We start from the raw sequence: 24,690 nt of genomic DNA, 5'->3' as shown, positions 1-24,690 counted from the left end.
CCCGGCACTACCCGTAGAGCCGGGCTCTGCCCGGCTCGCAATCAAACAAAGATGCGCGTCGGCGCTTCGTCGATGATCGCGTGCGGTACGAACCGCGCGCTGTCGCGGGTAATCCGGCTGTTGTCTTCGCGAATCCCCATGCCACACGCGTGGTCGCCGACCACCCAGCTGCCGATCAGCGGGTAGCCGCCGTCGAACGCGGTGAGCGGGTGCGCGGCCTGGCGGATCGCCGGACCGGTGTACGGGCCTTCGCTCTCCTGCCAGCTGCCGTCCGCCAGGTGCATGGCCACGTTCGCACCTTCGCGCGAGAACAGCGGCTTGCGCACCCAACCCGCGGGCAATGCGCTGCCGTCGTCGAACTCGGCCGCGAGCAGGTTGGGGTGGCCCCGGTGGCGCTGCCACAGCAGCGGCAGCACGCCCTTGTTGCTGAGGATCGCCTTCCACGCCGGTTCCAGCAGCTGCACGCCGGAGCTGGGCAGCGCCTGGCCGAACGATTCGGTCATCAGGTCTTCCAGCGGGTACAGCTTGAACAGGCTGCCAATGACCGTGTCGTCCAGCGCGGTGAAGCGGCCATCTTCGGACAGGCCGATGTCTTCGATCGCGATCGCCTCGCCGCGCAACCCGGCCTGGGCCGCGCAGTCGCGCAGGTAGTCCACGGTGCCCTGGTCTTCCTCCGAACTGCCTACCGCGCTGAAGTACAGCGGCGGCGGCAGCTGCGCGCTCAGTTCGGCAAACCGCTCCACCAGCGCTTCATGGATCGCGTTGAACTGGTCGGCCTGCGGCGGCAGGCGGTTCTGGTTGCGCTGGTCTTCCAGCCATTGCCACTGGAAGAACGAGGCTTCGAACAGCGAGGTCGGCGTGTCGTAATTGAGCTCGTAGAGCTTGGCCGGGCCGGTGCCGTCATAGGCGAAGTCCAAGCGGCCGTACAGGTGCGGCTCGCGGCGGCGCCAGCTGTCGGCGATCCAGTCGCGGAAGGCCGGCGGAATCGCCAGCTGGTCCATCAGCTGTTCGCTGCGCACCACCTCGTCGACCAGGTCCATCGTCATGGCATGCAGCTGGGCGCTGGGGTCTTCGATGTCGTTTTCGATCTGGCGCAGGGTGAACGCGTAGTACGCGGTTTCATCCCAGTACGGCAGCCCGTCGATGGTGTGGAAGCGGAAGCCGGACTCGGCCGCACGAGCGCGCCACTGGCTGCGCTCGTCGATACGCACACGCTTCATTGGATCAACCGCCGTAGCTGCTGCGGCTGCTGCTGGTATTGCCGAAGCCGCCACGGCTGGCGGTCACGGCGCGGTTCGGGGTGGCGTTGACCGGGGCCAGGCCGGCCTTGCCGGCGCCGATGCCGCTGGCGGTGTTGAGGCCACCACTGCCGCCCGGGGCCGGGCGCGCCCAGCCGTTGGCCTTGTCCTGGTACGCCGGCGATGCCGCCGGAGCCTGCGCCAGGCCGGCGCCACGGTTGCTGAGCATCTGCGACATGAAGAAGCCCATCATCATCGGCCCGATGAACGAATGGCCGGTGGAGGTGGTCTGCTGTTTGCACTGCTCGGCCGGGTAATCGGCTTCGCATTCGGCACGCGAAGCGTACTTGGGCGCCGCGTCGGCCGACTGCTTCTGCGCTTCGGCAAAGGCGGTACGGCAGCTGGAGGGGTCGCCGGTGGCTTCGGTACAGGCCTCCACCGAGGTGTAAAGCCCTTCCTGCGTCTGCACGCCTTCCTGCTTGGAGCAGGCGGTGAACAGCAGCGGTGCGGCGCTCATCAGCAGCAGTGCGGTGGTCCTGGAACGTTTCATGGCGGCGTGCCCCCCTTTTTGCGGTTATCCCCTCAATCATGCCTGATCGAGGCCAACAACCAAAACCGGCAAAGTCGAAAAGATGAACGGCGTTTCAGGATGGCGCGCTGCTACGGTTGCAAACGCAACCGGATTTTTTCGGCAGAATCGAGTGGCAACGCGCCCCCACGGCCCGCCAGATCCTGCCAGCCCCCATGCCTGAATACCGCTCCCGTACCTCCACCGCCGGCCGCAACATGGCCGGTGCCCGCGCCCTGTGGCGCGCCACCGGCATGACCGATGCGGACTTCCACAAGCCGATCATCGCCATCGCCAATTCATTCACCCAGTTCGTGCCCGGCCACGTGCACCTCAAGGACCTGGGCCAGCTGGTGGCGCGCGAGATCGAACAGGTGGGCGGCGTCGCCAAGGAGTTCAACACCATCGCGGTGGACGACGGCATCGCGATGGGCCACGACGGCATGCTGTACTCGCTGCCCAGCCGCGAGATCATCGCCGACTCGGTCGAGTACATGGTCAATGCGCACTGCGCCGACGCGCTGGTGTGCATTTCCAACTGCGACAAGATCACCCCGGGCATGCTGATGGCTGCGCTGCGGCTGAACATTCCCGTTGTGTTCGTGTCCGGCGGGCCGATGGAAGCGGGAAAGACCCGCCTGGCCGAGCACAAGCTGGACCTGGTGGACGCGATGGTGATTGCCGCCGACGCCAGTGCCTCCGACGAAAAGGTGGCCGAGTACGAGCGCAGCGCCTGCCCCACCTGCGGGTCGTGCTCGGGCATGTTCACCGCCAATTCGATGAACTGCCTGACCGAAGCGTTGGGGCTGTCGCTGCCGGGCAACGGCTCGACCCTGGCCACCCACGCCGACCGCGAGCAGCTGTTCCGCCGCGCCGGGCGGCTGGTGGTGGAGCTGTGCCATCGCTGGTACGGCGGTGAAGATGCCACCGCGTTGCCGCGCGGCATCGCCACCCGTGACGCGTTCGAGAATGCGATGACGCTGGACATCGCGATGGGCGGTTCGACCAATACCATCCTGCATCTGCTGGCGGCCGCGCAGGAGGCGGAAGTCGACTTCGACCTGCATGCCATCGATGCGTTGTCGCGGCGGGTGCCGCAGCTGTGCAAGGTGGCGCCGAACACGCCGAAGTACCACATGGAAGATGTGCACCGCGCCGGTGGCGTGTTCGCGATCCTGGGCTCGCTGGCGCGCGGCGGGCTGCTGCATACGCAGGTGCCGACCGTGCACAGCCGCACCCTGGCCGACGCGATTGCGCGCTGGGACGTGGCGGTGACCGACGATGCGGGCGTGCATGAATTCTTCAAGGCCGGCCCAGCCGGTATTCCCACCCAGATCGCCTTCAGCCAGGCGACGCGCTGGCCGTCGCTGGACGTGGACCGCGCCGACGGCTGCATCCGAGATGTCGCCAATGCGTACTCGGCCGAAGGCGGCTTGGCGGTGCTGCGGGGCAATCTGGCCGAAGACGGGTGCGTGGTGAAAACCGCCGGGGTGGATGAATCCATCCATGTGTTCGAGGGAACGGCGCGCGTGTTCGAAAGCCAGGATGCGGCCGTGCAGGGGATTCTCGCCGACCAGGTGAAGGCAGGCGACGTGGTGGTGATCCGCTACGAAGGTCCGCGCGGTGGGCCTGGAATGCAGGAGATGCTGTACCCGACCAGCTATCTCAAGTCCAAGGGGCTGGGCAAGCAGTGCGCCTTGCTCACTGACGGTCGTTTTTCCGGCGGTACCTCCGGGCTGTCGATCGGGCATGCGTCGCCGGAAGCGGCGGCCGGGGGCACCATTGGCCTGGTACGCGATGGTGACCGGATCCGGATCGACATTCCGGCGCGGCGGATTGATGTGTTGCTCGACGACAGCGTGCTGGCAGCGCGCCGTGCGGAGCAGGATGCGTTGGGCTGGCAGCCGCGTGAGGCGCGGCCGCGCAAGGTGACCGGCGCATTGAAAGCGTATGCGTTGTTGGCTACCAGCGCGGATAAGGGCGCCGTTCGGGATCTGGGCAAATTGTGAGACCGCGTTGACACGCATGGCGTGTCACTACGCGACCGGAGGCCATCCCATGCATCCCGCGGCCGTCGCGCCCTCGCGTAGCGACACGCCATGCGTGTCCAACGCAATGCATGCAACGTCCGGTTACCCGATCACCCGCTTGAACGGCGGCAACGCATCGATGATGCGCTTGCCATAGCGCCGGCTGATCAACCGCGAATCCAGGATGATCACGCGCCCGGTGTCGGTGGAGGTACGGATCAAGCGTCCGGCGAACTGGGTCAGCGTGCGCAGCGCATGCGGAATCGCAATCAGGTTGAACGCGTTCAACCCACGACTCTCGAACCACTCGCTCAGCGTGGAGGTCTGGGGGTCGGTCGGTACCGCGAACGGCACCTGGGTGATCACCACCGTGGTGCAGGCTTCGCCCGGCAGGTCCAGGCCTTCGCCGAACGAGTTCAACCCGAACAGCACCGACCCCTCCCCCGCCGCCGTACGCCGCAGATGTTCGTCGATCATCTTCTGCTTGGCGGTCTCGCCCTGCACCAGCACCTGCTTGCGCTGCGCGGCCGGCATCAGCTCGGCCACCTTCTCCATCTTCCAGCGCGAGGTGAACAGCACGATGCTGCCCTTGCTCCAGTCCAGTTCCTTGACCAGGTACTTGGCCACTTCCTTCGGATGGCGGTCGCGATCGTCCGGAGTCACCGGGAAGTTCGGCACGATCAGCTCGGCCTGGTTCGGCAGGTCGAAGGGCGAGGCCAGCGAGACCATTTCGGCTTCGGGCGGAATGCCGTTGTCGATCGCCAGCGCCTGGAAGTCGCCGCCACCGGTCAGGGTGGCCGAGGTCATCACCACCGAGTCCACTTCGTCCCACAGCAGCTTGCGCAGCACGTTGGCCGCCGACACCGGTGAGCCATGCAGGATCAGGTCGCCGTCGCGCGACAGGGTGACCCAGCGCGCGGTGGGCGGCTGGCCGTCCTTGTCTTCTCGACGCCAGGCGGTCCAGAGGTTGTGCTGCTGTTCGATCATCTCCAGCGCCATGCCCAAAGTGCGCTGCAGGCGCTCGCGCGCGGCGTCCTCGGGCTTGCCCTTGGCCACCTGCGACTGCGCGGCGTGGGCCCAGTTGAACAGCGCGCGGGTGTCGTCGGCCAGCGCTTCGATATCGGCCATCCAGATGTCCGGCAGGCGCCCATTTGGCGCGCGCCACATCGGTTCCTGCGCGGTCGGGTCGGGCTGCCAGCTGCGGTCGATGACGTCGCGGAACGCGCGCAGCTGTTTGCTGACCCGCGCGGCCACGTCGATGGCCTCGTTCGGCAGCAGGTTGCCCAGCTTGTCCTTGTCCACCGCGCGGTAGGCGGCGGCGATCAGGATCTGCAGGCGGCCGGTGCGCTTGGCCATTTCGTCCAGGGCCAGGCTGGCCGCGCCCTGGTCGATGGCCACGTTGCCGATATGGTGGCCTTCGTCCAGCACCAGCAGCATGTCCGACGGCGGCGCGATCAACGGCTGGCCGTTGTCGCTCTCGCCAATGGACAGCGCCGACAGCAGCAGCGCGTGGTTGGTGACCACGATCTGCGCGTCGCGCACGGTATTGCGCGCGCGCAGCACCGCGCACTGCGCCGAGTAGGCACATTTGCGGCCGGCACAGCCCGACGCGGGGGTGGTGATGCGCGAGCGCAGCGAGGGGCTGATGGTGTCCGGGGCATTGTCCAGGTCGCCGTTCCAGCGCCCTTCCACGAAGTCCTTGCTCAGCTTCTGCGCCAGGTCCATTTCAATCGGCGCCAACGGGCGGTCGAACAGCGGCTGCTCGTCCTCGAACATGCCTTCCTGGGCGCCGTCGCCATGGGCTTCAGCGGCATTGCGCGTGCACAGGTAGCGGGTGCGGCCCTTGGCCAGGGCGACGGTGGCGTCCAGCCCGGTGGCCTTGAGGAAGTTGGGGATGTCGCGCTCCACCAGCTGCGACTGCAGGGCCACGGTGCCGGTGCTGATCACCAACTTCTTTTTGGTCGCCAGCGCAATCGGCACGCCGGCGGTGAGGTAGCCCAGGCTCTTGCCGACGCCGGTGGGCGCTTCAACCACGCCCACGCCACCGCTCTGCGACAGCGCACGCGAGACCACGCCGATCATCTGGCTCTGCGAACGCCGCGTGCTGAAGCCGGGGGTATTGGCCTGCAGCTTGGCGTAGGCATCGCGGATGACGGTCTTGAGCTCGTCGTTCAGCGCGCGCGGGGCTTCAACTTTTTCGGTCACGCCGGAAGGGTCCTGCCTGGATCAGGCGGGTATTTTCTCATGCCCGGGGGCCGGGACCGGCGCAGAGTTTTCCGCGCCGGTTCAGATCCGTGACCGGGGTCGCCCTGGATCAGGGCGCCGGTGGCGCGCTGCGGTTGCGCAGGGCGCGGGTCATGGCCCAGACCAGCAGCACCATGCCGAGCGCATTGACCAGGCTGAGCGCGAAGTGGCCGCCGCGCAGCCACCACGACAACATCTGCACGTTGCCGTAGTTGCCCTGCTGGACCAGGTACGTGGGCACGATGTTCAGCACCAGCCCGGCCAGCGTGCCGAGCGCCAGCAGCGCCAATGCCCACAGCGCCACGCTGCGGATCGCGCCGCGCGGGGTGTCCACCACCCACACCAGCGAGATCCCCAGCGCGATCAGCAGCGGCAGCCGCACGGCAGCTATGCCGAGCAGGCTGAGCAGCAGGTCGAGATTCACTCGGCGCCTGCCAGCACGTGGCGGGCGCGAAGCTCGGCATAGACCGGATCGGTTTCCGGACGCACTTCGTGCCACTGCTGGAAGCTGCTCGCCGCCTGCTCCACCAGCATGCCCAAGCCATCCACCCTGTTGCGGCAGTTCATTGCGCGGGCCCAGGCCAGGAAGGCAATGGCGGCCTCACCGTAGTTCAGGTCCACCGCCGTGGTCATGCTGTTGACCAGCGACATCGGCAGGACGAAGTTGGCGGTGGGATCGCGGCCGGCCGAGGTGGCGTTGACGATCAGCTCGAAGTCGCCAAGCTCGTGCAGGTCTTCCCAGCGCCGGGTCTTGGCGCGGCCGGGTTCGCCGATGGCGTCCACCAGTTCGTCGGCGCGCTCCGAGGTACGGTTGACCACCATCAACTCCAGGATGCCGGCATCGAGCAGGGCCGGGGCCACGCTGCGTGCCGAACCCCCGGCACCCAGCAGCAGCACGCGGCGGCCACGCAGGTCCAGCAGGTGGCGCTCGGTCAGGTCGCGCACCAGACCGACGCCGTCGGTGGTGTCGCCGTGCCAGCTGTCGCCCTTGCGCAGCAGGGTGTTGACCGAACCGGCCAGCTTGGCGCGCGAGGTGAAGGTCCTGCACAGCGCAAACGCCACTTCCTTCAGCGGCGCGGTCACGTTGGCGCCCATGCCACCGTTGGCGGCGAACGCTTCAAGCACGGCCGGGAACTCGGCGGCACTGGCTTCAATGGCCTCGTACTCCATCGCGATGCCTTCCTGCCGCGCGAACGCGGTGTGGATGTACGGCGACAGTGAGTGGGCGATGGGCTGGCCGAATACGGCGTAACGGGCGGTCATGGGTGTCTTAAACTCCGGCCTGGATTGAAACGCAAACCCCAATGGAAGCGACTATGCGCACTCCCTTGTCTCTGCTCGCGTTGAGCCTGAGTTTACTCTTCGCACCGGGCGCGATGGCGCTTTCCGAATTCGGCATCGAGGGCATGGGCGTGGTCTCGACCAAGGCCAATGAAGCCCAGGCCACGATCTCACCCGACGGGCAGCGGATCGTGTGGGCCAGCGACCGGGCCGGCGGCGCCGGGGGCTGGGACCTGTGGCAGGCCCGCCTGCGGGATGGGCGCTGGCAGGACCCGGAGCCGCTGGCGGTGAACACCGGCGCCGACGAAACCGACCCGTATTTCAGCCATGACGGGAAAGCCCTGTTTTTCGCCTCGAACCGACCGGGGGGACGCGGGGGGTTCGACCTGTACCGGCTGGCGGTGCTGGCAGACGGCGGGTTTGGACCGGTGACGGCGCTGGCGGCGTCGATCAACAAGCGTGCGGACGAGCGTCGCCCTGCCCTGCGCCCGGATGGGCGGGTGCTGTTGTTCGCACGCAACGGCAAGGGCGGCCAGGGTGGGTTTGATCTATATCGGGCCGAGGTGGCAGGTAGCGGTTTTGCGGAAGCCTCGGCGTTGCCGGCGCCGCTGAACAGTGCGGCCGATGAGCTGGGTGCGGAATGGCTGGGGAACGACGGGGCGCTGGCGCTGACCCGCGTGGCCGATGGGCACTCGCAGGTGTGGGTGGTGGGGTGCGATTACGCGCAGGCGGCGGTGCCGTTGGGGCTGTCGTTCAATACCGCCGAGGGGCAGACCGGGGCGCCGGTGGTGGATGCATCCAAGCCGGGGGAGCTGGTGCTGGCCGGGCAGGCGCGGTCGCCGAAGGCGGGTGGGTTGGATCTGTATCGGATGCGGGCGCCGGGGGTGGTTTGCCGCTGAGGCGAGGAGCGGCCGGGTAGAGCCGGGCTCTGCCCGGCTGCGTCACCGCGCGCGCAACAATGCGGCGCGCTGCTGTTCGTACTCGGCTTCGCTGATCTCGCCGTTGTCCTTGCGCCGGTTCAATGCGGCCAGGTCGGCCTGCACGGCCGGCGACAGGTTGGCTTCGCGCGCCAGGCGGGCGGCCGCCGAGGGTTGCTCCGGCGCGCGCTTCGACGCACGCACCGCGCTGCGGATGACCAGGGCGATCACCACCGCGAACACCGTTACCCCGGTGCCCCAGGTCAGCCACTGTACCCATCCCATCGTCTGCATCGTCGTCGTCCTCGATTCCTGTTGGGGCGTATTGTCAGCGTTCGCGCAGCCAACGCGCCACCTGCGGCGCGAAATAGGTCAGCACGCCATCGGCGCCGGCACGCTTGAACCCGATCAGCGACTCCAGCACGCAGGCGCGTTCGTCCAGCCAGCCATTGGCGAAGGCGGCCTTCATCATCGCGTACTCGCCGCTGACCTGGTACGCAAACGTCGGCACGCCGAACTGCTGCTTCACCCGGTGCACCAGGTCCAGGTAGGGCATGCCCGGCTTGACCATCACCATGTCCGCGCCCTCTTCCAGGTCCAGCGCGATCTCGCGCAGGGCCTCGTCGCCGTTGGCCGGGTCCATCTGGTAGGTCTTCTTGTCGGCCTTGCCCAGGCTGGCCGAGCTGCCCACCGCGTCGCGGAACGGACCGTAGAACGCCGAGGCGTACTTGGCCGAGTAGGCCATGATCCGCACGTTGACGTGGTTGCCGGCGTCCAGCGCGCGGCGGATCGCGCCGATGCGGCCGTCCATCATGTCCGAGGGCGAGACGATGTCCACGCCCGCTTCGGCATGCGACAGCGACTGCTTGACCAGCGCGGCCACCGTGATGTCGTTGAGCACGTAGCCCTTGTCGTCGATGATCCCGTCCTGGCCATGGGTGGTGTACGGGTCCAGCGCCACGTCGGTCATCACCCCCAGCTCGGGGAAGCGCGACTTCAGCGCGCGGATCGCCCGCTGCGCCAGGCCGTTCTCGTCCCATGCCGCAGCGGCGTCCAGCGACTTGCCGGCCGGGTCGATCACCGGGAACAGGTCGATCACCGGAATGCCCAGCTCCAGCGCTTCCTCGGCCACCTTCAGCAGCTCGTCGATGGACAGGCGCTCCACGCCCGGCATCGAGGCCACCGGCGCGCGCCCGGCCAGCTCGTGCACGAATACCGGGTAGATCAGGTCGTCGGTGGTCAGCGTGTTCTCACGCATCAGCCGGCGCGAGAACTCGTCGTGGCGCATGCGGCGGGGGCGGTAGTCGGGGTGGGCCATGGGATGCTCCAGACAGGGTCGGTTACTGCAGCAGGTAGCGCTGCGGTTGCAGGGGGTCCGGCAGCGGGCGCTCGCCCAGGCTGTCGAGCAGGTCGATTTCCAGGGTACGCACCATGGCGTCCAGCGGCAGGTCGTTGGGCTCCAGCCCGAACGGCTCTTCCATTTCCTCACCCAGCTGGTCCAGCCCGAAGAAGGCATAGGCCAGCACCGCCGATACCACCGGGGTGGCCCAGCCCAGCGAACTGGCCAGGCCGAACGGCAGCAGCACGCAGAACATCCACGCGCAGCGGTGCAGCAGCAGGGTATAGGCGAACGGCAGCGGGGTCAGCAGGATCCGCTCGCAGCCGGCCTGGACGCTGGACAGCGCGTGCAGGCGGGTTTCGAACTGGGCATACAGGATCGAATCGATCTCCTCGGCGCGCAGTGCGGCGGTGGTTTCGGCGGCGATCATCGCCAGCAGCTGGTCCGGCATGTTCTGGCGCTGCGCGTAGCGCGCGCGGTCGGCCTCGTCCACCCACGGCAGACCGGCCAGCGCCGCGTCCTGGCCACGCAGGCGGGCGGCCAGGGCGTGCGCGAAGCCGATGCACAGGCGGCAGATGCGCGCGGCCCGCTGCGGCTGCCCGGCCAGCAGCGTGGTGCACAGCCGGGCCAGGCTGCGCGCTTCGAAGATGAGCTGGCCCCACAGCTTGCGCCCTTCCCACCAGCGGTCGAAGCAGGCGTTGTTGCGGAAGCTCAGGAAGATCGACAGCACCAGGCCCAGCAGGGTGAACGGTGCGACCGACACCCGCTCGATGCCTGGCGGGTGGGCCAGTTCGGCGAAGGCGGCCACGGCGACCGCCAGCACGAAGATGGCGGCGACCTTGGGCGCGATGGCAGGCACGATGGAGCCGCGCAGGATGTACAGCAGCTGCCAGCCGTGGGGGCGGGGACGAATGATCATGGGGCGGTCATTCTACGCCCTTGGGTGCGACGCGCTGGCAGGTGCGACGGGGTGTCGCAGGATGCGTGCAGCGGGGCAGAGCCCCGCTCTACGGGGTTTGGGTCATGGATCAGATGACGCCGCCGCCGATGGACAGGCGAACGATGCCGACCACCACGACCACGGCGTTGAGGATCAGGCCGGTCCAGGCGCGGCCGCGCTTGGTGGGATGGGTGAACAGGATGCCCAGCGCGCCGATCACCGCGCCCACCGCGGCGAACGGGATCAGGAACCAGTTGCCCCAGCCCAGCAGCGGAATCAGCGCCAGGATCATCCACAACACGGCCAGCACACCCCACAACAGACTGATCAGTCCCATGCCCTGCTCCCCTTACAGAAAAATGCTGGCCGCAGCGTAGCGACCGGCCTGCCTGCGGCGTGTGATGGCGGCGGCAAGACCGGGATGCGGCGGACTCACCCGGTCGATGTTACCGTCTGCCAGAGTGGGGTTGGCACCGATTCAGCGGCCAGCCCGGATGATCCAGGCGCAGGCCGACCCGGCCGAACAAGGGGTGTAGCGATGAACCTTCGAATGCTTCCACTGCTGGGCGTGCTGCTGGTGACGGCCGGCTGCGCCAGCTCGTCCAAGGTGATGATCGGGCAGGCCCGTGCGCCGACCGATCCAGCACTGGTGCAGATCTATTCCACCCCGCCGCCGGGGTCGATCGAGATCGCGCAGCTGGAGTCGTCCAGCGCGGCGGGCTTCGGAACCCAGGGCCAGACCGATGCGGCGATCGCGCGATTGAAGAAGGAAGCCGCGGCGCTGGGTGCCAACGGGGTGATCCTGATGGGCGTGGAGTCCAGCAGCTCGGGCGGCGGCCTGTCGGTGGGCGGCGGCAGCTACGGTTCGCACAGCGGTGGCGGCGTGGGCATCGGCATTCCGACCACGCAGCGGCGTGCAGCGGGCGTGGCCATCTGGGTGCCGAACCCGGCGCCGGTTGAACGCCTGCCGGCGCAAACCATCAAACCGTAATCCCTACCGGTGGTGGTGCCGGCCAGCGGCCGGCACCACGTCTCCTCAGCGGTATTTCGGAATGAACACTTCGTTGACCGCCTTGGCCAGCTGGTCCGGCGGCAACAGCCCCTGGTCCAGCAGGAAGTTGTTGAAGGCCAAGCGGTCGAACTTGTCGCCCAGCGCCAGCTCGGTCTGCATGCGCAGTTCCAGGATCCGGGTGTAGCCGTAGAAGTAGCTGCCGGCCTGGCCCGGCGAACGCACCATGTAGCGGTCCAGTTCCTGGGTGGCCATGGCCTGCGACAGGCCCACTTCGTCGATCAGTACGCGTTCGGCCTTCGCACGGTCGATCAGGCCCAGGTTGAGCATCGGGTCGAGCATCGCGCGGGCCGCGCGCAGCAGGCGGAACTGCAGCGCGATCAGCTGCCCGTCCAGCGGTTCGTAGGGGACCATTTCGGCTTCGGCATACAGCGCCCAGCCTTCCACGTTGACCGAATTGAACGCGAACATGGTGCGCGCCAGCGACACGCCACGCTCCACCATCGCGGTGAACTGCAGCTCATGGCCGGGGCGGCCCTCGTGCGCGCTCAGGGTCCACGCAGCGGAGCCGAAGTTGAAGTCGTCGTACTGCGCGGCGTTGTCGCCGGCCGCCGGGTTGCCCAGCGGCAGCACGAACGTGCCCTGCTGGCCGGTATTGCCCACCAGCGGCGCCGGCAGGAAGTGCGGTGCGGGCGAGGCGGCGCTTTCGGCTGCCGAGCCCAGGCGCATCTGCATCGGGCGCTGCGGCACGTCGACGATCTTCTGCGCGCGGATGATCGGGTCGATCGCATCGATCACGCCACGGTAGTGGTGCTCGAGCTGGTCGTTGGCGATCTTGTCGGTCTTCAGCGCGCGGATCACCGCGACCGGGTCGGTCGGGTCGGCGACCTTCAGGCCCTTGGCCTTGACCACCAGCGGCGCCAGCTGGCGCATCGCCGAACGGGTTTCCATGAACTCCAGCTGCGCACGCTGCATCAGCAGCTGCGGGTCGATGTCGATGCCCACGCGCTTGAGCTGGAACGCGTACAGCGGTGCGGGCAGGCGCGCGTCGGCGCGGGCCTTGGGCAGCACCTCTGCACGGGTCCAGTCGCGGTACTCGCGCAGCTGGGTGGCGATGGTCTTCAGCGCCTCGTCCGCACCGGCCACCTTGTACTTCCCGAACAGCTTCTCGATACCCGTGATGTAGGTGTCGACATTCTCGAGTGACTGCTCCACCTCGATCTTCGTCGGCTGCAGCAGGCTGGAGTCCTTCAGGCGCTCTTCATAGCGCTGGCGCGACAGCGTGGTCACCGCGGTGCTGCCCGGGGCCAGGCCGGCATACGCCTTCAGGCGGTCCAGCGCCTTGGCGCGGCGTTCGGCCGGCACCTGGTCGGAGAGCAGCAGGTTGATGCCGCTGAACACCACCTGCGGGGTGTCGGTCCACGGCAGCAGGTATTTCTCGTTGAGCTCGCTGCCCTCAATGTTCTCGGTGGCGGCGGCGATCATGATCGCCAGGTCCTGGCGCACGTTCGGGTCGCGCTCGGTCGCCAGCTTGGCCTGCAGTTCGCTGCGCGCCTTGGCCATCGCTTCGCGGTAGCGCTTGCCGTTGTCCGGGCCGAAGTCGGCCACCTTGTCGTCGTAGCCGGGCACGCCGAAGAAGCCGGTTTCTTCCGGCTGGAACGGGCCCTGCGCATTGAGCAGGATCTGGGCCAGTTCCTTGCTGCGGGTCACCCACGCGGCACTGGCCGGCGCCTTGCTGGCAACAGGAGCGGCGGCAAGGGCCGGCGGCGCACTGAGCGCGGCGGGAACGGAAAGGGCCAACGCGACGGCAAGGGCAAGCGGCTTCATGCAGGACTCCGGTGAGCGGTTCCCTGCGACCCTACGCACTCAGGCGGTACGCGGCAATCGGCCGGAGGTCATGCCCGCCCCCGGGCCAGCGGGGGCGGGCACCGGTTACGGCTTCAGGCAGCGGCCGAGGAAGTCTTCGGCCAGGCGGTAGCGGTGCAGCGCATTGCTGCCGGACAGCCCGTGCTTGGCGCCCGGGTAGGTCATCAGCTCGAACGTCTGGCCGCGCTTCTGCAGGGCGCTCATCAGCGAGGTGGAGTTGGTGAACAGCACGTTGTCGTCGGCCATGCCGTGGATCAGCAGCAGGCGCGAGCGCAGGCCGTCGATGTGGGCCAGCACGCGCGCCTCCTCATAGCCCTTGGCGTTGCGCGCCGGCAGGTCCATGTAGCGTTCGGTGTAGTGGCTGTCGTACAGGCCCCAGTCGGTCACCGGTGCGCCAGCCACGCCGCAGGCGTACTGGTCCGAGGCCTTGGCCAGCAGCATCAGGGTCATGTAGCCGCCGTTGGACCAGCCCTGCACGCCGATGCGCGCCGGGTCCACCCACGGCTGCTGCTTCAGCCATTCCACGCCCTTGAGCTGGTCGGCCACTTCCACGGTGCCCTGCACGCCGTACAGCGAGCCGCCGAAATCGCGGCCACGACGCGGCGTGCCGCGATTGTCCAGCGAGAACACCACGTAGCCCTGCTGGGCCAGGTACTGGTTGAACAGGTGGTCGCCACGGCCGGGCCAGCTGTCGGTAACGGTCTGGCTGGCCGGGCCGCCATACACGTACACCACCACCGGGTAGCGCTTGGACGGATCGAAACCGGCGGGCTTGACCAGGCTGTAGTTGAGCGGGGTGCGGCCGTCAGCGGCCGTAAGCGTGCCGAAGGTGACCGGGCGCTGCGCGTCCAGGTAGCGCGCGTACGGGTGGTTGGGATCTTCCAGGTTGTTTTCCACCAGCGTGGCGATCTTCTCGCCGCTGGCCCGGTGCAGCGCGATCTGCGGCGGCGTGGTGGTGTTGGACCAGCTGTCCACGTACACGCTGGCGTTGCGCGCGAAGCTGGCGGTATGCATGCCCGGCTGCTGCGACAGGCGCTGCAGCGGCCCGCCCTGCAGCGGCACGGCGTAGATCTGGCTCTCGCGTGCGTTTTCCACACCGGCGCGGAAGTAGACCTTGCCGGCGTCTTCGTCCACTGCCAGCAGTTCGTCCACCGGCCAGTTGCCCTGGGTCAGGGCGACGGTCGTGCCGTCGTCGGACACGCGGTACAGATGTTCGAAGCCGCTGCGCTCGGACGACCACACGAAGCCGCCCTGCTTCAGGAAGCGCAGGCTGTTGTGCAGCGGCACCCAGGTCGGCGAGGTTTCGGTCACCAGCGTGTGCTGTTTTCCGCTGGCCAGGTCGGCCTGGATCAGCTCCAGGGTCTTCTGGTCGCGCGACTGGCGCTGGAAGGTCAGGCGCTGCGGGTCGCGCCAGTCGACGCGGGCCAGGTAGATGTCTTCATTGCGGCCGAGGTCGATCCACTTGGGGGCGGCTTCGACGCGCGGGGCGATCACGCCCAGCTTCACGGTGACGTTGTGGTCGCCGGCAGCCGGGTAGCGCTGCTCGATCATCTCGGTGCGGTCGGCGTACATTTCGTAGCGCTTCTGCACCGGCACCGGCGATTCGTCGATGCGGGCGAAGGCAATCGCCGAGTCATCCGGCGCCCACCAGTAGCCGGTGTGGCGGTCCATTTCCTCGTCGGCGACGAATTCGGCCACGCCGTTGCCGATGGTGTCGCTGCCGTCGCGGGTGAGCTGGAGCTGCTTGCCGCTGGCCAGGTCGATCACCCACAGGTTGCGGTCGCGCACGAAGCTGACGAAACCGCCCTTGGGCGAGAGCTTGGCGTCGGTGGCAAAGCCCTCGCCATGGGTGAGCTGGCGCACGGCGGCCTTGCCCTGCTTGCCGAGGTCGTACAGGTACAGTTCGCCGCCCAGCGGGAACAGCAGGGTGCGGGCGTCCGGCGACCACTGGTAATCGACGATGCCGGTCATCGCGGCAATGCGCTGGCGTTCGCGGCGCGCCTTCTCGGCATCGCTCAGGGTTTCATCGCCGGGCAGCACCACCTTGGAGTCCACCAGCAGGCGGGTCTGGCCGCTGCCGATGTCGTAGGCCCACAGGTCCAGCTGGTTGCGGTCGGCCTCCTTGCCACGCAGGAAGCTCACGCGCGAGCCGTCCGGCGCCACCTTGGGCTTCATCAGGGTCGGCCCGGACAGCGGCAGCGGCCCGGTGATGGCATCCAGGGTGAGCTTCTCGGCGTGGGCGAAAGTGGTGGTGGCGAGCATGAGGGCGAGCGAGGCAACGAGGTGGCGCATGAAAGGTTCCGGCGGCGGCAGGGCGTTCGGGGCGCGAGGCGACCCGGACACGCATCCTACCGCAGGTATGCGCCCCGCCTGGATGGCTGGTAATGCCGGCCGCTGGCCGGCTCCACGCGATGCCGGGCAACCCTTGGAGCCGGCCGGCGGCCGGCACTACCGGAACAACCGTTTACCGCTTGCCGAACAGGTGCTTGCGCTCTTCGTCGCTCAACGGCTTGCCCGCGTCGGGGTTCACCTTCTGGCGCAACGCGTAGGCCCGCCCGGTGGCCGGGCGCGCGGCAATCGCCTCGTGCCAGCGCTTCAGGTTCGGGAACGCGGCGAAATCGGCCGGCAGCTTGTCGTAGGCGCCAATCCACGGGAAGCTGGCCATGTCCGCAATGCTGTACTCGTCCCCGGCTAGGAACGCGCTTTCAGCCAGACGCTTGTCCATCACCCCGTGCAGGCGGCGCACTTCATTGCCGTAGCGCTCGATGGCATACGGAATCTGCTCGGGCGCATACACACTGAAGTGCCCCATCTGCCCGCTCATCGGGCCCAGCCCGGCCATCTGCCAGAACAGCCATTCCAGCACCGCCACCCGGCCACGGGTATCGGCCGGCAGGAATTTGCCGGTCTTCTCGGCCAGGTACAGCAGGATCGCACCGGACTCGAACACGCTCTGCGGCGCGCCGCCGTCGGTAGGCTGGTGGTCCACCAGCGCCGGCATCTTGTTGTTCGGCGAGATCGCCAGGAACTCCGGCTTGAACTGGTCGCCGCTGCCGATGTTCACCGGCTTGATGGTGTACGGCAGGCCCAGCTCTTCCAGCAGCAGGGTGACTTTGTGGCCATTGGGGGTAGGCCAATAGTACAGATCGATCATGGCGGAACCTTGGGCGTCAGGAAGCCCGAGTGTACGGGGTGGAATGCGACAGCCCAAATAACGTTTGGAGGGGAGCGGGTGAGGCTGGTTGCGACGAAATGGTGTGTCGTAAACCTCCTGCTGGGCATGGGCCAAACGCGACCCGCATTGACTGCGACAGAGGCCGTAACGCGATGAACGTCAACCGCGCTGCGTGACGGAGGTTTGATATTGAAACATCACTGCTTTTCGTTTGATTCTGAAAATTCCGGAAATCGATTGCGGCCCTGAAATCGCATCGCTAGCTTTCACCGCATCTGCGCTCCCGCGTTCGGACATACCGCGACCGGGAGTCATAACGGGAGCGGTTGCGTGCTTGCACATGTATTACGAAAGGGATTTCAACTGAAATTCCAGGTACGGATGGAAGGCCTGATACTGGCAATGGCCTACGCGGTGATCTGCTGGGTGGTTCGCCAGGTGTCGGTTGACCAGTTCTACCTTGCTGCAGGTGTTCGCGTATCTGCGTTGTTGCTGTTCCCGACCCGGCTCTGGCCCTATCTGATCCTGGGCGAGTATGCGTACCTGGCACACTCGATTCATCCGATGCTTGAAAGGTATGGCATTGCGTGGGCGGTACTGAGGTCCGCACTGCTCATGCCTGTCGCCGCCTTGATCGTGCGGCTGCACTTGGCCTCCATCACCACGACGTCGATTGGATGGCTCGTCAGCCTGGCTTCCATCACCGGCGTCTCGCTGACCTTCATCAACGTCACCATGGCACAACTGCTGTGGCCTACCCCACCCAGCATCCCGGCCGTCGAACGAATGGTTCGCTACAGTCTCGGCGACTACATCGGCATCATGACTGTGGCGCCCCTGGCGTTGCTTTGGATCAGCCGCACCTACACAGAAAAATGGCGCTTTCGCCATCCCGCGGGCACCGTTGCATGCGTACTGGTGATCCTTGCCCTTGGTGTTTCCGCACCTCTTGTTCCGCGTGAACATGCCTCGTTCGCCACTACCTTGCAGCTCTCGATGGCACTGCCTGCGATTGCGCTGACCTGTCTCCATGGCTGGCGTGGTGCGGCGGTTGCAGTGCCTCTGTTGAACTTCGTCATCGGCATGACGATGCCGAGCACCGGGAAGCCTTGGTCATTCGACTCCGAAACATTCGCCGTCCAGCAGATCCTGGCGATAACAGGCAGTGCGCTGCTGATACTCGGGTCATTCATTACCCACTACTACCACCGCTGCAGCGCAGGCGACTCGGCAAGCAGGCGGATGATTGCACTTACCAGGGAATCGAACGCTACAGGCGAACAGGCATTGCGCGAGCGGGCCCTGGATATCAATCGAGTTGGCGAGGGAATCGATGTTCAGCTCAGCGAAACCGCTGATTGGCTCAAGCGCCATGGACATGACGCGGTCGCATTCAGTCTGATCAGGACGTCCGCCTTCTATTCCCGAAAGTTCAGGGCGCAGGCGAGCTTGGTTTACCCGACCGCATTGGAACATGTAGGCCTTTACCTGGCCCTTCAAATCGGGGGCATAAGCGAAATCTGGGATGAAACCGAGCGCATGCTCCGGCCACGTCTGACCGGCGATCCCTGCCGCCTGTCGGTCGCCTTGCAGCTTGCGGCGTACCGGACGTTGACGGATGCCGTCTCTCTGTTGCTAAGGGAGGAGAAGGGGCAGATCAGAGTGAACGCCCGTTGCGGTCAGGTCGGGAGCACTAATGGAATCATGGTCGTTGTGGCCGTCGGCGATGCGGGTCACCGGATCTCCCATTCGACCTCCTCCAAAGCCATCGAAACGCTTACCGGGCGAACATTGGCATACGGCGGCACTGTCCAGTGCCGCCGCAATCGGGTGCGTATCCTTCTACTCGACGACTGAGTCGCGGGTCTGGATCTCATTATGGTGATCGTCGCCCGGGCAGCAGACTTTCGGCGTTGAGCCCTCAGACTGGCGCTCTGATCCTGGGAGTTCGATGGACCATTGGGCCGCTTCTCCACTGTAGTGGACGAGTGCGAACTCAGCCTGCTGGTACACCCTCTTCGGTGTTGACCCTTCCGGAACAGGAAGTCGGTTGTGCGGAAGGGATACCTTCACCGGCGGGTCGCCCGCAGGCAGTTCCCAGAAGAGGTCGTCCACCCTGCCGATAATCAGATGCACACGACCAGAGAGGTCATTGATCTGCAGGTAGTCGATGCCGTCCCGCTCGAACCGGTATGCCCGCCAGCGAGGATCGATGCTGACGTCGCTGGCTGACGGGTACGCCTTGCCGATTCCCCTGCTGTCCCACTGGACGGCACTAGCGGTACCAAGGCGAGACCCCGCGTCTTCGTTACTGTCGCGCCCCGTTGCAGGAAGACCTGAGGCGGACAGTGACGTCATGGCCAGCGCTGAGAGTAAACAACCGCATGCAAGTGCCTTCATTCGTTCTCCAATGGTGGGTGGTGATGACCAGTGGAAACTCTAGGAAGCCGACCCTGCTGGCGCGTTGAATAATCTCTTAGAATCAATTAGATAGGCCCTCACTGGCGTTTTCCACGGCAAGCCGCTGGCGACACGCGAGGACGGTACCGGCCCGCCTGTACTCCCATTCAGCTCCCCGACGCTCGGTGTCTTGGCATCGACATTCCGGCCCGGTACCCTGCCCGATCCCTGTCCCGCAGCGCTTTCCGCATGAGCCCATCCGCCAAGCCCATCAGTCCCCTGTCGTCCCTGATCTTCGCCTCGCGCTGGCTGCAGCTGCCGCTGTACCTGGGCCTGATCCTGGCGCAGTGCGTTTACGTGTTCCTGTTCGGCAAGGAACTCTGGCACCTGGTGCACAAGGCCAATGCCATGGGCGAGCAGGAGATCATGCTGCTGGTGCTGGGCCTGATCGACGTGGTGATGATCTCCAACCTGCTGGTCATGGTGATCGTGGGCGGCTACGAAACCTTTGTTTCCCGCCTGCGCCTGGAGAACCACCCGGACCAGCCGGAGTGGCTGAGCCACGTCAACGCCAGCGTGCTGAAGGTGAAGCTGGCCCTGTCGATCATCGGCATCTCCTCGATCCACCTGCTCAAGACCTTCATCGGTGCGGGCAACCTGGGCGGCGTGCCGCTGTGCAATACCGAGGCCTATTACGCCGCGGCTGCCGACCTGACGCTCAAGTACGGTCCGGATGCCAAGCAGATCTGCACCACCATGACCAGCGACGGCGTGATGTGGCAGACCATCATCCATGCCGCCTTCATCCTGTCGGCGATCGGCATCGCCTACACCGACAAGCTGATGGCCCACACCCCGAGCAAGTCACTGGCCCACTGAGACCGGCCCTTGGGCGGCGGCGCGCCCCGGCGTGCCGCCCCGCCCCACCTGCCGCCCCCCAGCGGGGCGCGGGGATGCTAGATTGAGCACTTGTTGCATGGCCTGGACGCTGGGAATCGTCCAGGGCCCTCGGTCGGCCTGACCGCATCAGGCCCTACGTATCGCCGTTCTTCAAAGGGGAGTTGGATGTCGCACGTCAACACGAACGCCAAGGCGCGCCTGCTGGTGCCGCTGACCCTGGTGGTGGCTCTGGCCGCCTGCTCGGGCAAGGATGAAACCGCAGCGCCGGCCGCGCCGACCGCCGCAGCACCGGCTGCCGCACCCGCCGCCACGCCGGCACCGGCACCGGCGGTGTCGGCCAAGGTCCAGTCGATGGGCACCGAGGAATTGCGCGAGCTGGCCAGCAAGGCCCTGCGCGAGAACCGCATGTACGCCCCGGCCGGCGACAACGCCATGGAGTACTACCTGGCGCTGCGCGAGAAGACCCCGGACGACGCCTCGATCAAGAGCGCGCTGACCGACCTGCAGCCGTACGTGCTGATCGCCGCCGAGCAGAGCCTGGCCCGTGAGGACTTCACCGAAGGCCAGCGCCTGGTGGCGCTGATCGAGAAGGTCGACCCCAACGCTGCCGCCCTGCCCCGCCTGAAGACCGGCATCACCAAGGGCACGGAAATCGCGCTGAAGCGGACCCAGGAAGAGACCGACAAGGTCAAGAAGGACGCCGAGAACAAGACCAAGCAGCTGGCCGAACAGCAGCGCCAGCAGCAGGCCAGCGAGGCCGAAGCCGCCAGGCAGATCGCCGCGCAGCAGGACGCCGCCCGCCGCGAAAGCGAGCGCCAGGACGGGGAGCGCCAGGCCGCGGCCCGTCGTGAAGCCGAACAGCGCCAGCAGGCGGCTGCTGCCGCGCAGGCCGCTGCGGCCCGCGCGCCGGCCGCCGCACAGGCTGCCGCTGCCACCCTGCGCCCGATCAGCACCCCGGCGCCGCGTTACCCGGCCGACGCGCTGCGCTCGGGCACCTCGGGCGAAGTGCTGGTGGAAATCACGGTAGGCACCGACGGTTCGGTCACCAACGCACGCGTGCTGCGCGCCACCCCGGCCCGCATCTTCGATCGCGAAGCGCTGGGCGCGGTGAAGAAGTGGAAGTTCGAGCCGGTGGCCGCACCGACCACCACCCGCCGCACGCTGGCGTTCGCGCCGGGCGGTTGATCGCTGGCAATGCCGCAAAAGAAAAACCCCGGAGCGATCCGGGGTTTTTTGTTGGTCGGTACCGTCAGCCTGAGATCGCCAGGCGCTCCTGGTGGTAACGGCGTACCGCCGCGAACCACAGCAGCGCCGCCAGGCCGAAGCCGGCCGCCAGGTACACACCCCACATCTGCGCGCTGATCGGCTCGTGGCGGATGATCTTCAGCAGCATCTGGTTCTGCGCCAGGAACGGCACCGCCAGCTGCCACAGCTCGCTCTTCACCGGGTACACCATCAGGGCATAGCCCGGCAGCATCGGCAGCAGCATCAGCCAGGTCATGTGGCTCTGCGCTTCCTTCATGCTCTTGGCCGCGGCCGAGAGGAAGGTCAGCAGCGAGGTGCCGATGAACAGGATCGGCATCATCACGAACAGCATCTGCAGCATGGACAGCAGGCCCATGTTGAGCTGCCGCGCGGCCGCGCCGGTGGACAATTGCGCGCTGAGCTTGAACGCGGCCAGCGTCAGCAGCAGCGAGACCACGCCCACCACGCAGGCCGCCGCGATCTTGCCGCTGACGATGGCACCGCGTTTGGCCGGGGTGGCCAGCAGCGGCTCCAGCGACTGCCGCTCACGCTCGCCGGCGGTGGTATCCATCACCAGGTAGGCACCCCCCAGGAACGAGGTGATGGTGAGCAGGATCGGCATCAGCATCGACAGCATCACCCCACGCTTGGCCTCGACCGTGGCCAGGTCCTGGGTAGCCACGTCCAGCGGACGCGCCACCTGGGCGTCGATACCGCGCGCCAGCAGCCGCAGTGAACCGACCTGCTGGCTGTAGCCGCTGAGCGCGGCCTTCAGGCGGGCGGTCGGGATGTCGGCGTCGCGGCGGGTGCTGTCCTGCACGATCTCCACCAGTGCCGGGCGGCCTTCGGCCCAGTCCTTGCCGAAGTCCGGGCTGATGCGCAGCGCGATGTCGATCTTCTGGTCGCGGATCTCGGCGGTCAGGTCCTTCGGCGGGTCGACCGCGTTGAGCCCCTGCGAGGCGAGAAAGCGGACCAGGTTGGGGGCGTTCTCGCGGCCGATGGTGGGGATATCCAGCGGCTTGTCGATCTGGGTCTTGACCCGGCTTTCGGCCAGCTTGCCCATGCCCAGGAACAGCACCGGGTACAGCAGTGGCCCGAGCAGCAGGGTGAGCGCCAGGGTACGGCGATCACGCGAGAGGTCGCGCAGTTCCTTGCGCATTACGGTCAACAACGTGGCAAACGCGCTCATGCGTGCAGTCCTTCTTCATTGCCGATCGCCTTCACGAAGGCGTCTTCCAGGTTCGCTTCACCGGTCTGCGCGCGCAGTTCGTCGGCGGTGCCGGCCGCCATCACCGTGCCCTTGGCGATGACCACGATGGTGTCGCACAGCGCGGCCACCTCCTGCATGATGTGGCTGGAGAAGATCACGCAGCGGCCTTCGTCGCGCAGCTCGCGCAGGAATCCGCGCAGGGCGCGGGTGGTCATCACGTCCAGGCCGTTGGTCGGCTCGTCCAGAATCACGTTGCGCGGGTCATGCACCAGCGCCCGCGCGATGGCGGTCTTGGTGCGCTGCCCCTGCGAGAAGCCGTCGGTCTGGCGGTCGAGGATGTCTTCCATGTCCAGCGCCTTGGAAAGCACCTTGGTGCGCTCGCGGATCTGCGCCGCGCTCATGCCATGCAGCTCACCGAAGTAGGCGATGTTCTCGCGCGCGGTCAGCCGCTTGTACACGCCGCGCGCATCCGGCAGCACGCCCAGGCGACGACGTACTTCCACCGCCTGGGTGGACGCGTCCAGGCCGTCCACCAGCACCCGGCCCTGGTCGGGCGTCATCAGGGTGTAGAGCATGCGCATGGTGGTGGTCTTGCCGGCGCCATTCGGGCCGAGCAGGCCGGTGATGCGGCCGTCCTCGGCCTGGAAGCCGACGTTCTCCACCGCCTTGATCAGGCCGGTCTTGGTCTTGAACGCTTTATGCAGGTTCTCGGCGACGATCATGGTGCCCATCCGTTGAACGAGGTGAAGGCCGGTACCGGCGCGAGGGTATCCAGGCAGGCGGCATCGAGCGTTTTGGCGTTGGCCGTGTCCATGAACTGCGCCAGCAGGCGCGGCATGCAGCCGGCACCGAGGGTGCCGTGGCCCTGCCCCTTGGCCACGATGTGGCGGCCGTTGGGCAGGTGCTTGAGCACCTGTTCGGCGTAGCGCGGCGGGGTGACCGGGTCGAACTCGCCGGACAGCAGCAGCACCGGCACGTCGGTGCTCAGCGGAGCGGTGAAGTCCTTCGGGCGCGTGCCCACGTTCCAGGCCGGGCAGGCGGCAAAGAACATGCGCGCCACCTCCGGACCGAGGATGCGGTCGCCGGCAGGCGATTCCACGTAACGATCGGCGTCTTCGGCGCAGATCACCGACCACTGCATGCCCTGGTTCATCTGCCCGGCCATGTTGCGGGTGGCCAGGCTGTTGAGCGACATCAGCGGTGCATAGCGGCCTTGGGCGGCTTCATCCAGCACCACCGGCAGCAGCGAGGCCGACTCCGGCATGTACGAGAACATGAAGGCCAGGTTGATCACGGTGTTGGAGCTGATCGGGTCACGCCGGACCGCGGCGGTGCCCGGGTCGCGATACTCGACCTCCACCGGGGCCTTGGCCAGCGTGGAGATCACGTTGCGCAGCTGGGTGTGGGTGTCCACCGGGAAACGCTTGGCGCAGGCCGCGTCCTTCCGGCACTGGGCCGACTGCAGCTCGATCGCGGACTCGAAGGTGTTGGCGAAGTCGCCGCCCACCGCCAGGTCATTCGGAGCCACGCCGTCGATCACTACCGCCCGGGTGTGCTGCGGAAAGCGCGCGGCGTACTGCTGGGCCACGCGGGTGCCGTAGGAACCGCCGACCAGGTTGACTTTGTTTACGCCGAGCGCGGCGCGGACAGCATCCAGGTCGCCGATGGCTTCGGTGGTGGTGTAGAAGCGGGTGTCGGCCCGGTCCACCAGCGCCGCCGCGCAGCGCTTGGCGTACTCAGCCATTACCTCGGGCGTGGGGTCCGCGTTCTCGTCGAACGCCAGCGCCTTGCCGTCGGCGTCGACGCAGCTGAGCGGGTTGGACTTGCCGGTGCCACGCTGGTCGACCAGGATGATGTCGCGCTTCTTGCGGACCTCACGCAGCGACTGGTTGATGATGGCCGCCACCTCGGTGGCCGACTGGCCCGGGCCGCCGGCCAGGAAGAACACAGGGTCCTGCTTTTCCTCTCCTTCGTTCTCGGTGTCCAGCAGCGCGATGTTGAGGTCGATCCTCCGGCCGTCCGGCGCGGCCGGGTTCTCCGCCACCTGCAGCGTGGTGCATTCGGCTTCCACGTTGCTGCTGGCCCGGGCGCTGGTCAGGGTGCAGGGCTTGAACGTCAGTGTTCCGTACTGACGCGCCGCCCCTTGCGGGGGCGCTTCCGGGGTGGCCTGGCAGGCAGCCAGCAGCAGCACGGCTGCGCTGGCGGCCAGGGGACGGCGGGAAAGTCGCATTTCGATCACGTCCTTGGTTGAAGGGGCTCAGCATGCCATGACGTCGGGTCGCGGCGGATGTGACCGAAGACCTGGGCTCCCGCGCCTGCCGGTGGTGA

22 protein-coding genes are annotated in these 24,690 nt (G+C 67.1%); 6 read left to right on the top strand and 16 right to left on the bottom strand.

The window, feature by feature from the left end:
• Positions 1-41 precede the first annotated feature (41 nt).
• On the bottom strand, positions 42-1,220 hold the full coding sequence (locus C2U58_RS13140) for a glutathionylspermidine synthase family protein (RefSeq protein ID WP_102946269.1): 1,179 nt from the start codon (positions 1,218-1,220) through the stop codon (positions 42-44).
• Between the two features lie 4 nt (positions 1,221-1,224).
• Positions 1,225-1,788, bottom strand: a complete 564-nt coding sequence (locus C2U58_RS13135; RefSeq protein WP_102946268.1) for a DUF1190 domain-containing protein — start codon at positions 1,786-1,788, stop codon at positions 1,225-1,227.
• A 194-nt stretch (positions 1,789-1,982) separates the two neighbouring features.
• On the opposite strand from C2U58_RS13135, the gene ilvD reads away from it, so the two are divergent.
• A complete protein-coding gene (gene ilvD, locus C2U58_RS13130) occupies positions 1,983-3,815 on the top strand; it encodes a dihydroxy-acid dehydratase (RefSeq protein ID WP_102946267.1) in 1,833 nt (610 codons plus the stop codon).
• 123 nt (positions 3,816-3,938) lie between these two features.
• On the opposite strand, the gene dinG is transcribed toward ilvD, so the two are convergent.
• The 3 genes from dinG to aroE all read right to left on the bottom strand — a co-directional run bounded on the left by dinG (position 3,939) and on the right by aroE (position 7,343).
• Positions 3,939-6,041 carry an ATP-dependent DNA helicase DinG gene (gene dinG, locus C2U58_RS13125; RefSeq protein WP_102946266.1) on the bottom strand — a complete coding sequence of 701 codons (2,103 nt, stop codon included), beginning with the start codon at positions 6,039-6,041 and terminating at the stop codon, positions 3,939-3,941.
• Positions 6,042-6,150: 109 nt separating this feature from the next.
• Positions 6,151-6,504 (bottom strand): hypothetical protein, encoded by a 354-nt coding sequence (locus tag C2U58_RS13120; protein WP_253256736.1) that lies wholly within the window; start codon positions 6,502-6,504, stop codon positions 6,151-6,153.
• Positions 6,501-7,343, bottom strand: a complete 843-nt coding sequence (gene aroE, locus C2U58_RS13115; protein WP_102946265.1) for a shikimate dehydrogenase — start codon at positions 7,341-7,343, stop codon at positions 6,501-6,503. Before aroE ends, C2U58_RS13120 begins: the two co-directional genes overlap by 4 nt.
• 53 nt (positions 7,344-7,396) lie before the next feature.
• On the opposite strand from aroE, the gene C2U58_RS13110 reads away from it, so the two are divergent.
• On the top strand, positions 7,397-8,260 hold the full coding sequence (locus C2U58_RS13110) for a PD40 domain-containing protein (protein WP_102946264.1): 864 nt from the start codon (positions 7,397-7,399) through the stop codon (positions 8,258-8,260).
• A 42-nt stretch (positions 8,261-8,302) separates the two neighbouring features.
• Here C2U58_RS13110 and C2U58_RS13105 read toward each other — a convergent pair whose 3' ends face one another.
• The 4 genes from C2U58_RS13105 to C2U58_RS13090 all read right to left on the bottom strand — a co-directional run bounded on the left by C2U58_RS13105 (position 8,303) and on the right by C2U58_RS13090 (position 10,894).
• Entirely contained in the window at positions 8,303-8,572 is a 270-nt protein-coding gene (locus C2U58_RS13105) for an SHOCT domain-containing protein (RefSeq protein WP_102946263.1), read from the bottom strand.
• Positions 8,573-8,606: 34 nt separating this feature from the next.
• Complete coding sequence (gene hemB, locus C2U58_RS13100) at positions 8,607-9,596, bottom strand: porphobilinogen synthase (RefSeq protein ID WP_102946262.1); 990 nt, start codon at positions 9,594-9,596, stop codon at positions 8,607-8,609.
• 22 nt (positions 9,597-9,618) lie between these two features.
• Positions 9,619-10,536 (bottom strand): bestrophin family ion channel, encoded by a 918-nt coding sequence (locus C2U58_RS13095; RefSeq protein ID WP_102946261.1) that lies wholly within the window; start codon positions 10,534-10,536, stop codon positions 9,619-9,621.
• Positions 10,537-10,645: 109 nt separating this feature from the next.
• Positions 10,646-10,894 carry a hypothetical protein gene (locus tag C2U58_RS13090; protein WP_102946260.1) on the bottom strand — a complete coding sequence of 83 codons (249 nt, stop codon included), beginning with the start codon at positions 10,892-10,894 and terminating at the stop codon, positions 10,646-10,648.
• A 201-nt stretch (positions 10,895-11,095) separates the two neighbouring features.
• Between C2U58_RS13090 and C2U58_RS13085 the strand changes: the two genes are divergently transcribed.
• The gene (locus C2U58_RS13085) at positions 11,096-11,548 is read left to right on the top strand and encodes a hypothetical protein (RefSeq protein ID WP_102946259.1); all 453 of its coding nucleotides are present in this window, start codon (positions 11,096-11,098) and stop codon (positions 11,546-11,548) included.
• Positions 11,549-11,593: 45 nt separating this feature from the next.
• Here the strand turns inward: C2U58_RS13085 and C2U58_RS13080 are convergent, their stop codons facing one another.
• The 3 genes from C2U58_RS13080 to C2U58_RS13070 form a co-directional block, all read right to left on the bottom strand.
• Positions 11,594-13,393 (bottom strand): DUF885 domain-containing protein, encoded by a 1,800-nt coding sequence (locus C2U58_RS13080; RefSeq protein WP_102946258.1) that lies wholly within the window; start codon positions 13,391-13,393, stop codon positions 11,594-11,596.
• A gap of 105 nt (positions 13,394-13,498) precedes the next feature.
• Positions 13,499-15,724: a S9 family peptidase gene (locus C2U58_RS13075; RefSeq protein WP_102946257.1), complete on the bottom strand. Its 2,226-nt coding sequence runs from the start codon at positions 15,722-15,724 to the stop codon at positions 13,499-13,501.
• A gap of 172 nt (positions 15,725-15,896) precedes the next feature.
• Positions 15,897-16,586: a glutathione S-transferase N-terminal domain-containing protein gene (locus tag C2U58_RS13070; protein ID WP_102946256.1), complete on the bottom strand. Its 690-nt coding sequence runs from the start codon at positions 16,584-16,586 to the stop codon at positions 15,897-15,899.
• A gap of 351 nt (positions 16,587-16,937) precedes the next feature.
• Here C2U58_RS13070 and C2U58_RS13065 point away from each other — a divergent pair, with 351 nt between their 5' ends.
• The gene (locus C2U58_RS13065; RefSeq protein WP_146033465.1) at positions 16,938-18,464 is read left to right on the top strand and encodes an MASE1 domain-containing protein; all 1,527 of its coding nucleotides are present in this window, start codon (positions 16,938-16,940) and stop codon (positions 18,462-18,464) included.
• Here the strand turns inward: C2U58_RS13065 and C2U58_RS13060 are convergent.
• On the bottom strand, positions 18,450-19,007 hold the full coding sequence (locus C2U58_RS13060; RefSeq protein WP_146033464.1) for a hypothetical protein: 558 nt from the start codon (positions 19,005-19,007) through the stop codon (positions 18,450-18,452). The two genes, C2U58_RS13065 and C2U58_RS13060, sit on opposite strands and share 15 nt — an antisense overlap.
• Positions 19,008-19,256: 249 nt before the next feature.
• Between C2U58_RS13060 and C2U58_RS13055 the strand changes: the two genes are divergently transcribed.
• Entirely contained in the window at positions 19,257-19,886 is a 630-nt protein-coding gene (locus C2U58_RS13055; RefSeq protein ID WP_102946253.1) for a TIGR00645 family protein, read from the top strand.
• A gap of 186 nt (positions 19,887-20,072) precedes the next feature.
• A complete protein-coding gene (locus C2U58_RS13050) occupies positions 20,073-21,092 on the top strand; it encodes an energy transducer TonB (protein WP_102946252.1) in 1,020 nt (339 codons plus the stop codon).
• Positions 21,093-21,156: 64 nt separating this feature from the next.
• On the opposite strand, the gene C2U58_RS13045 is transcribed toward C2U58_RS13050, so the two are convergent.
• The 3 genes from C2U58_RS13045 to C2U58_RS13035 are packed head-to-tail and all read right to left on the bottom strand — an operon-like array spanning position 21,157 to position 24,592.
• On the bottom strand, positions 21,157-22,341 hold the full coding sequence (locus C2U58_RS13045; RefSeq protein ID WP_102946251.1) for an ABC transporter permease: 1,185 nt from the start codon (positions 22,339-22,341) through the stop codon (positions 21,157-21,159).
• Positions 22,338-23,084, bottom strand: a complete 747-nt coding sequence (locus C2U58_RS13040) for an ATP-binding cassette domain-containing protein (RefSeq protein ID WP_102946312.1) — start codon at positions 23,082-23,084, stop codon at positions 22,338-22,340. The genes C2U58_RS13045 and C2U58_RS13040 overlap by 4 nt, the downstream gene beginning before the upstream one ends.
• Complete coding sequence (locus C2U58_RS13035; protein WP_102946311.1) at positions 23,081-24,592, bottom strand: alpha/beta hydrolase; 1,512 nt, start codon at positions 24,590-24,592, stop codon at positions 23,081-23,083. Before C2U58_RS13035 ends, C2U58_RS13040 begins: the two co-directional genes overlap by 4 nt.
• Positions 24,593-24,690: the final 98 nt, after the last annotated feature.

The sequence above is a fragment of the Stenotrophomonas sp. VV52 genome, from assembly GCF_002893095.1.
GTDB lineage: Bacteria > Pseudomonadota > Gammaproteobacteria > Xanthomonadales > Xanthomonadaceae > Stenotrophomonas > Stenotrophomonas aracearum.
This window is presented reverse-complemented; position numbering and strand designations above follow the sequence as displayed.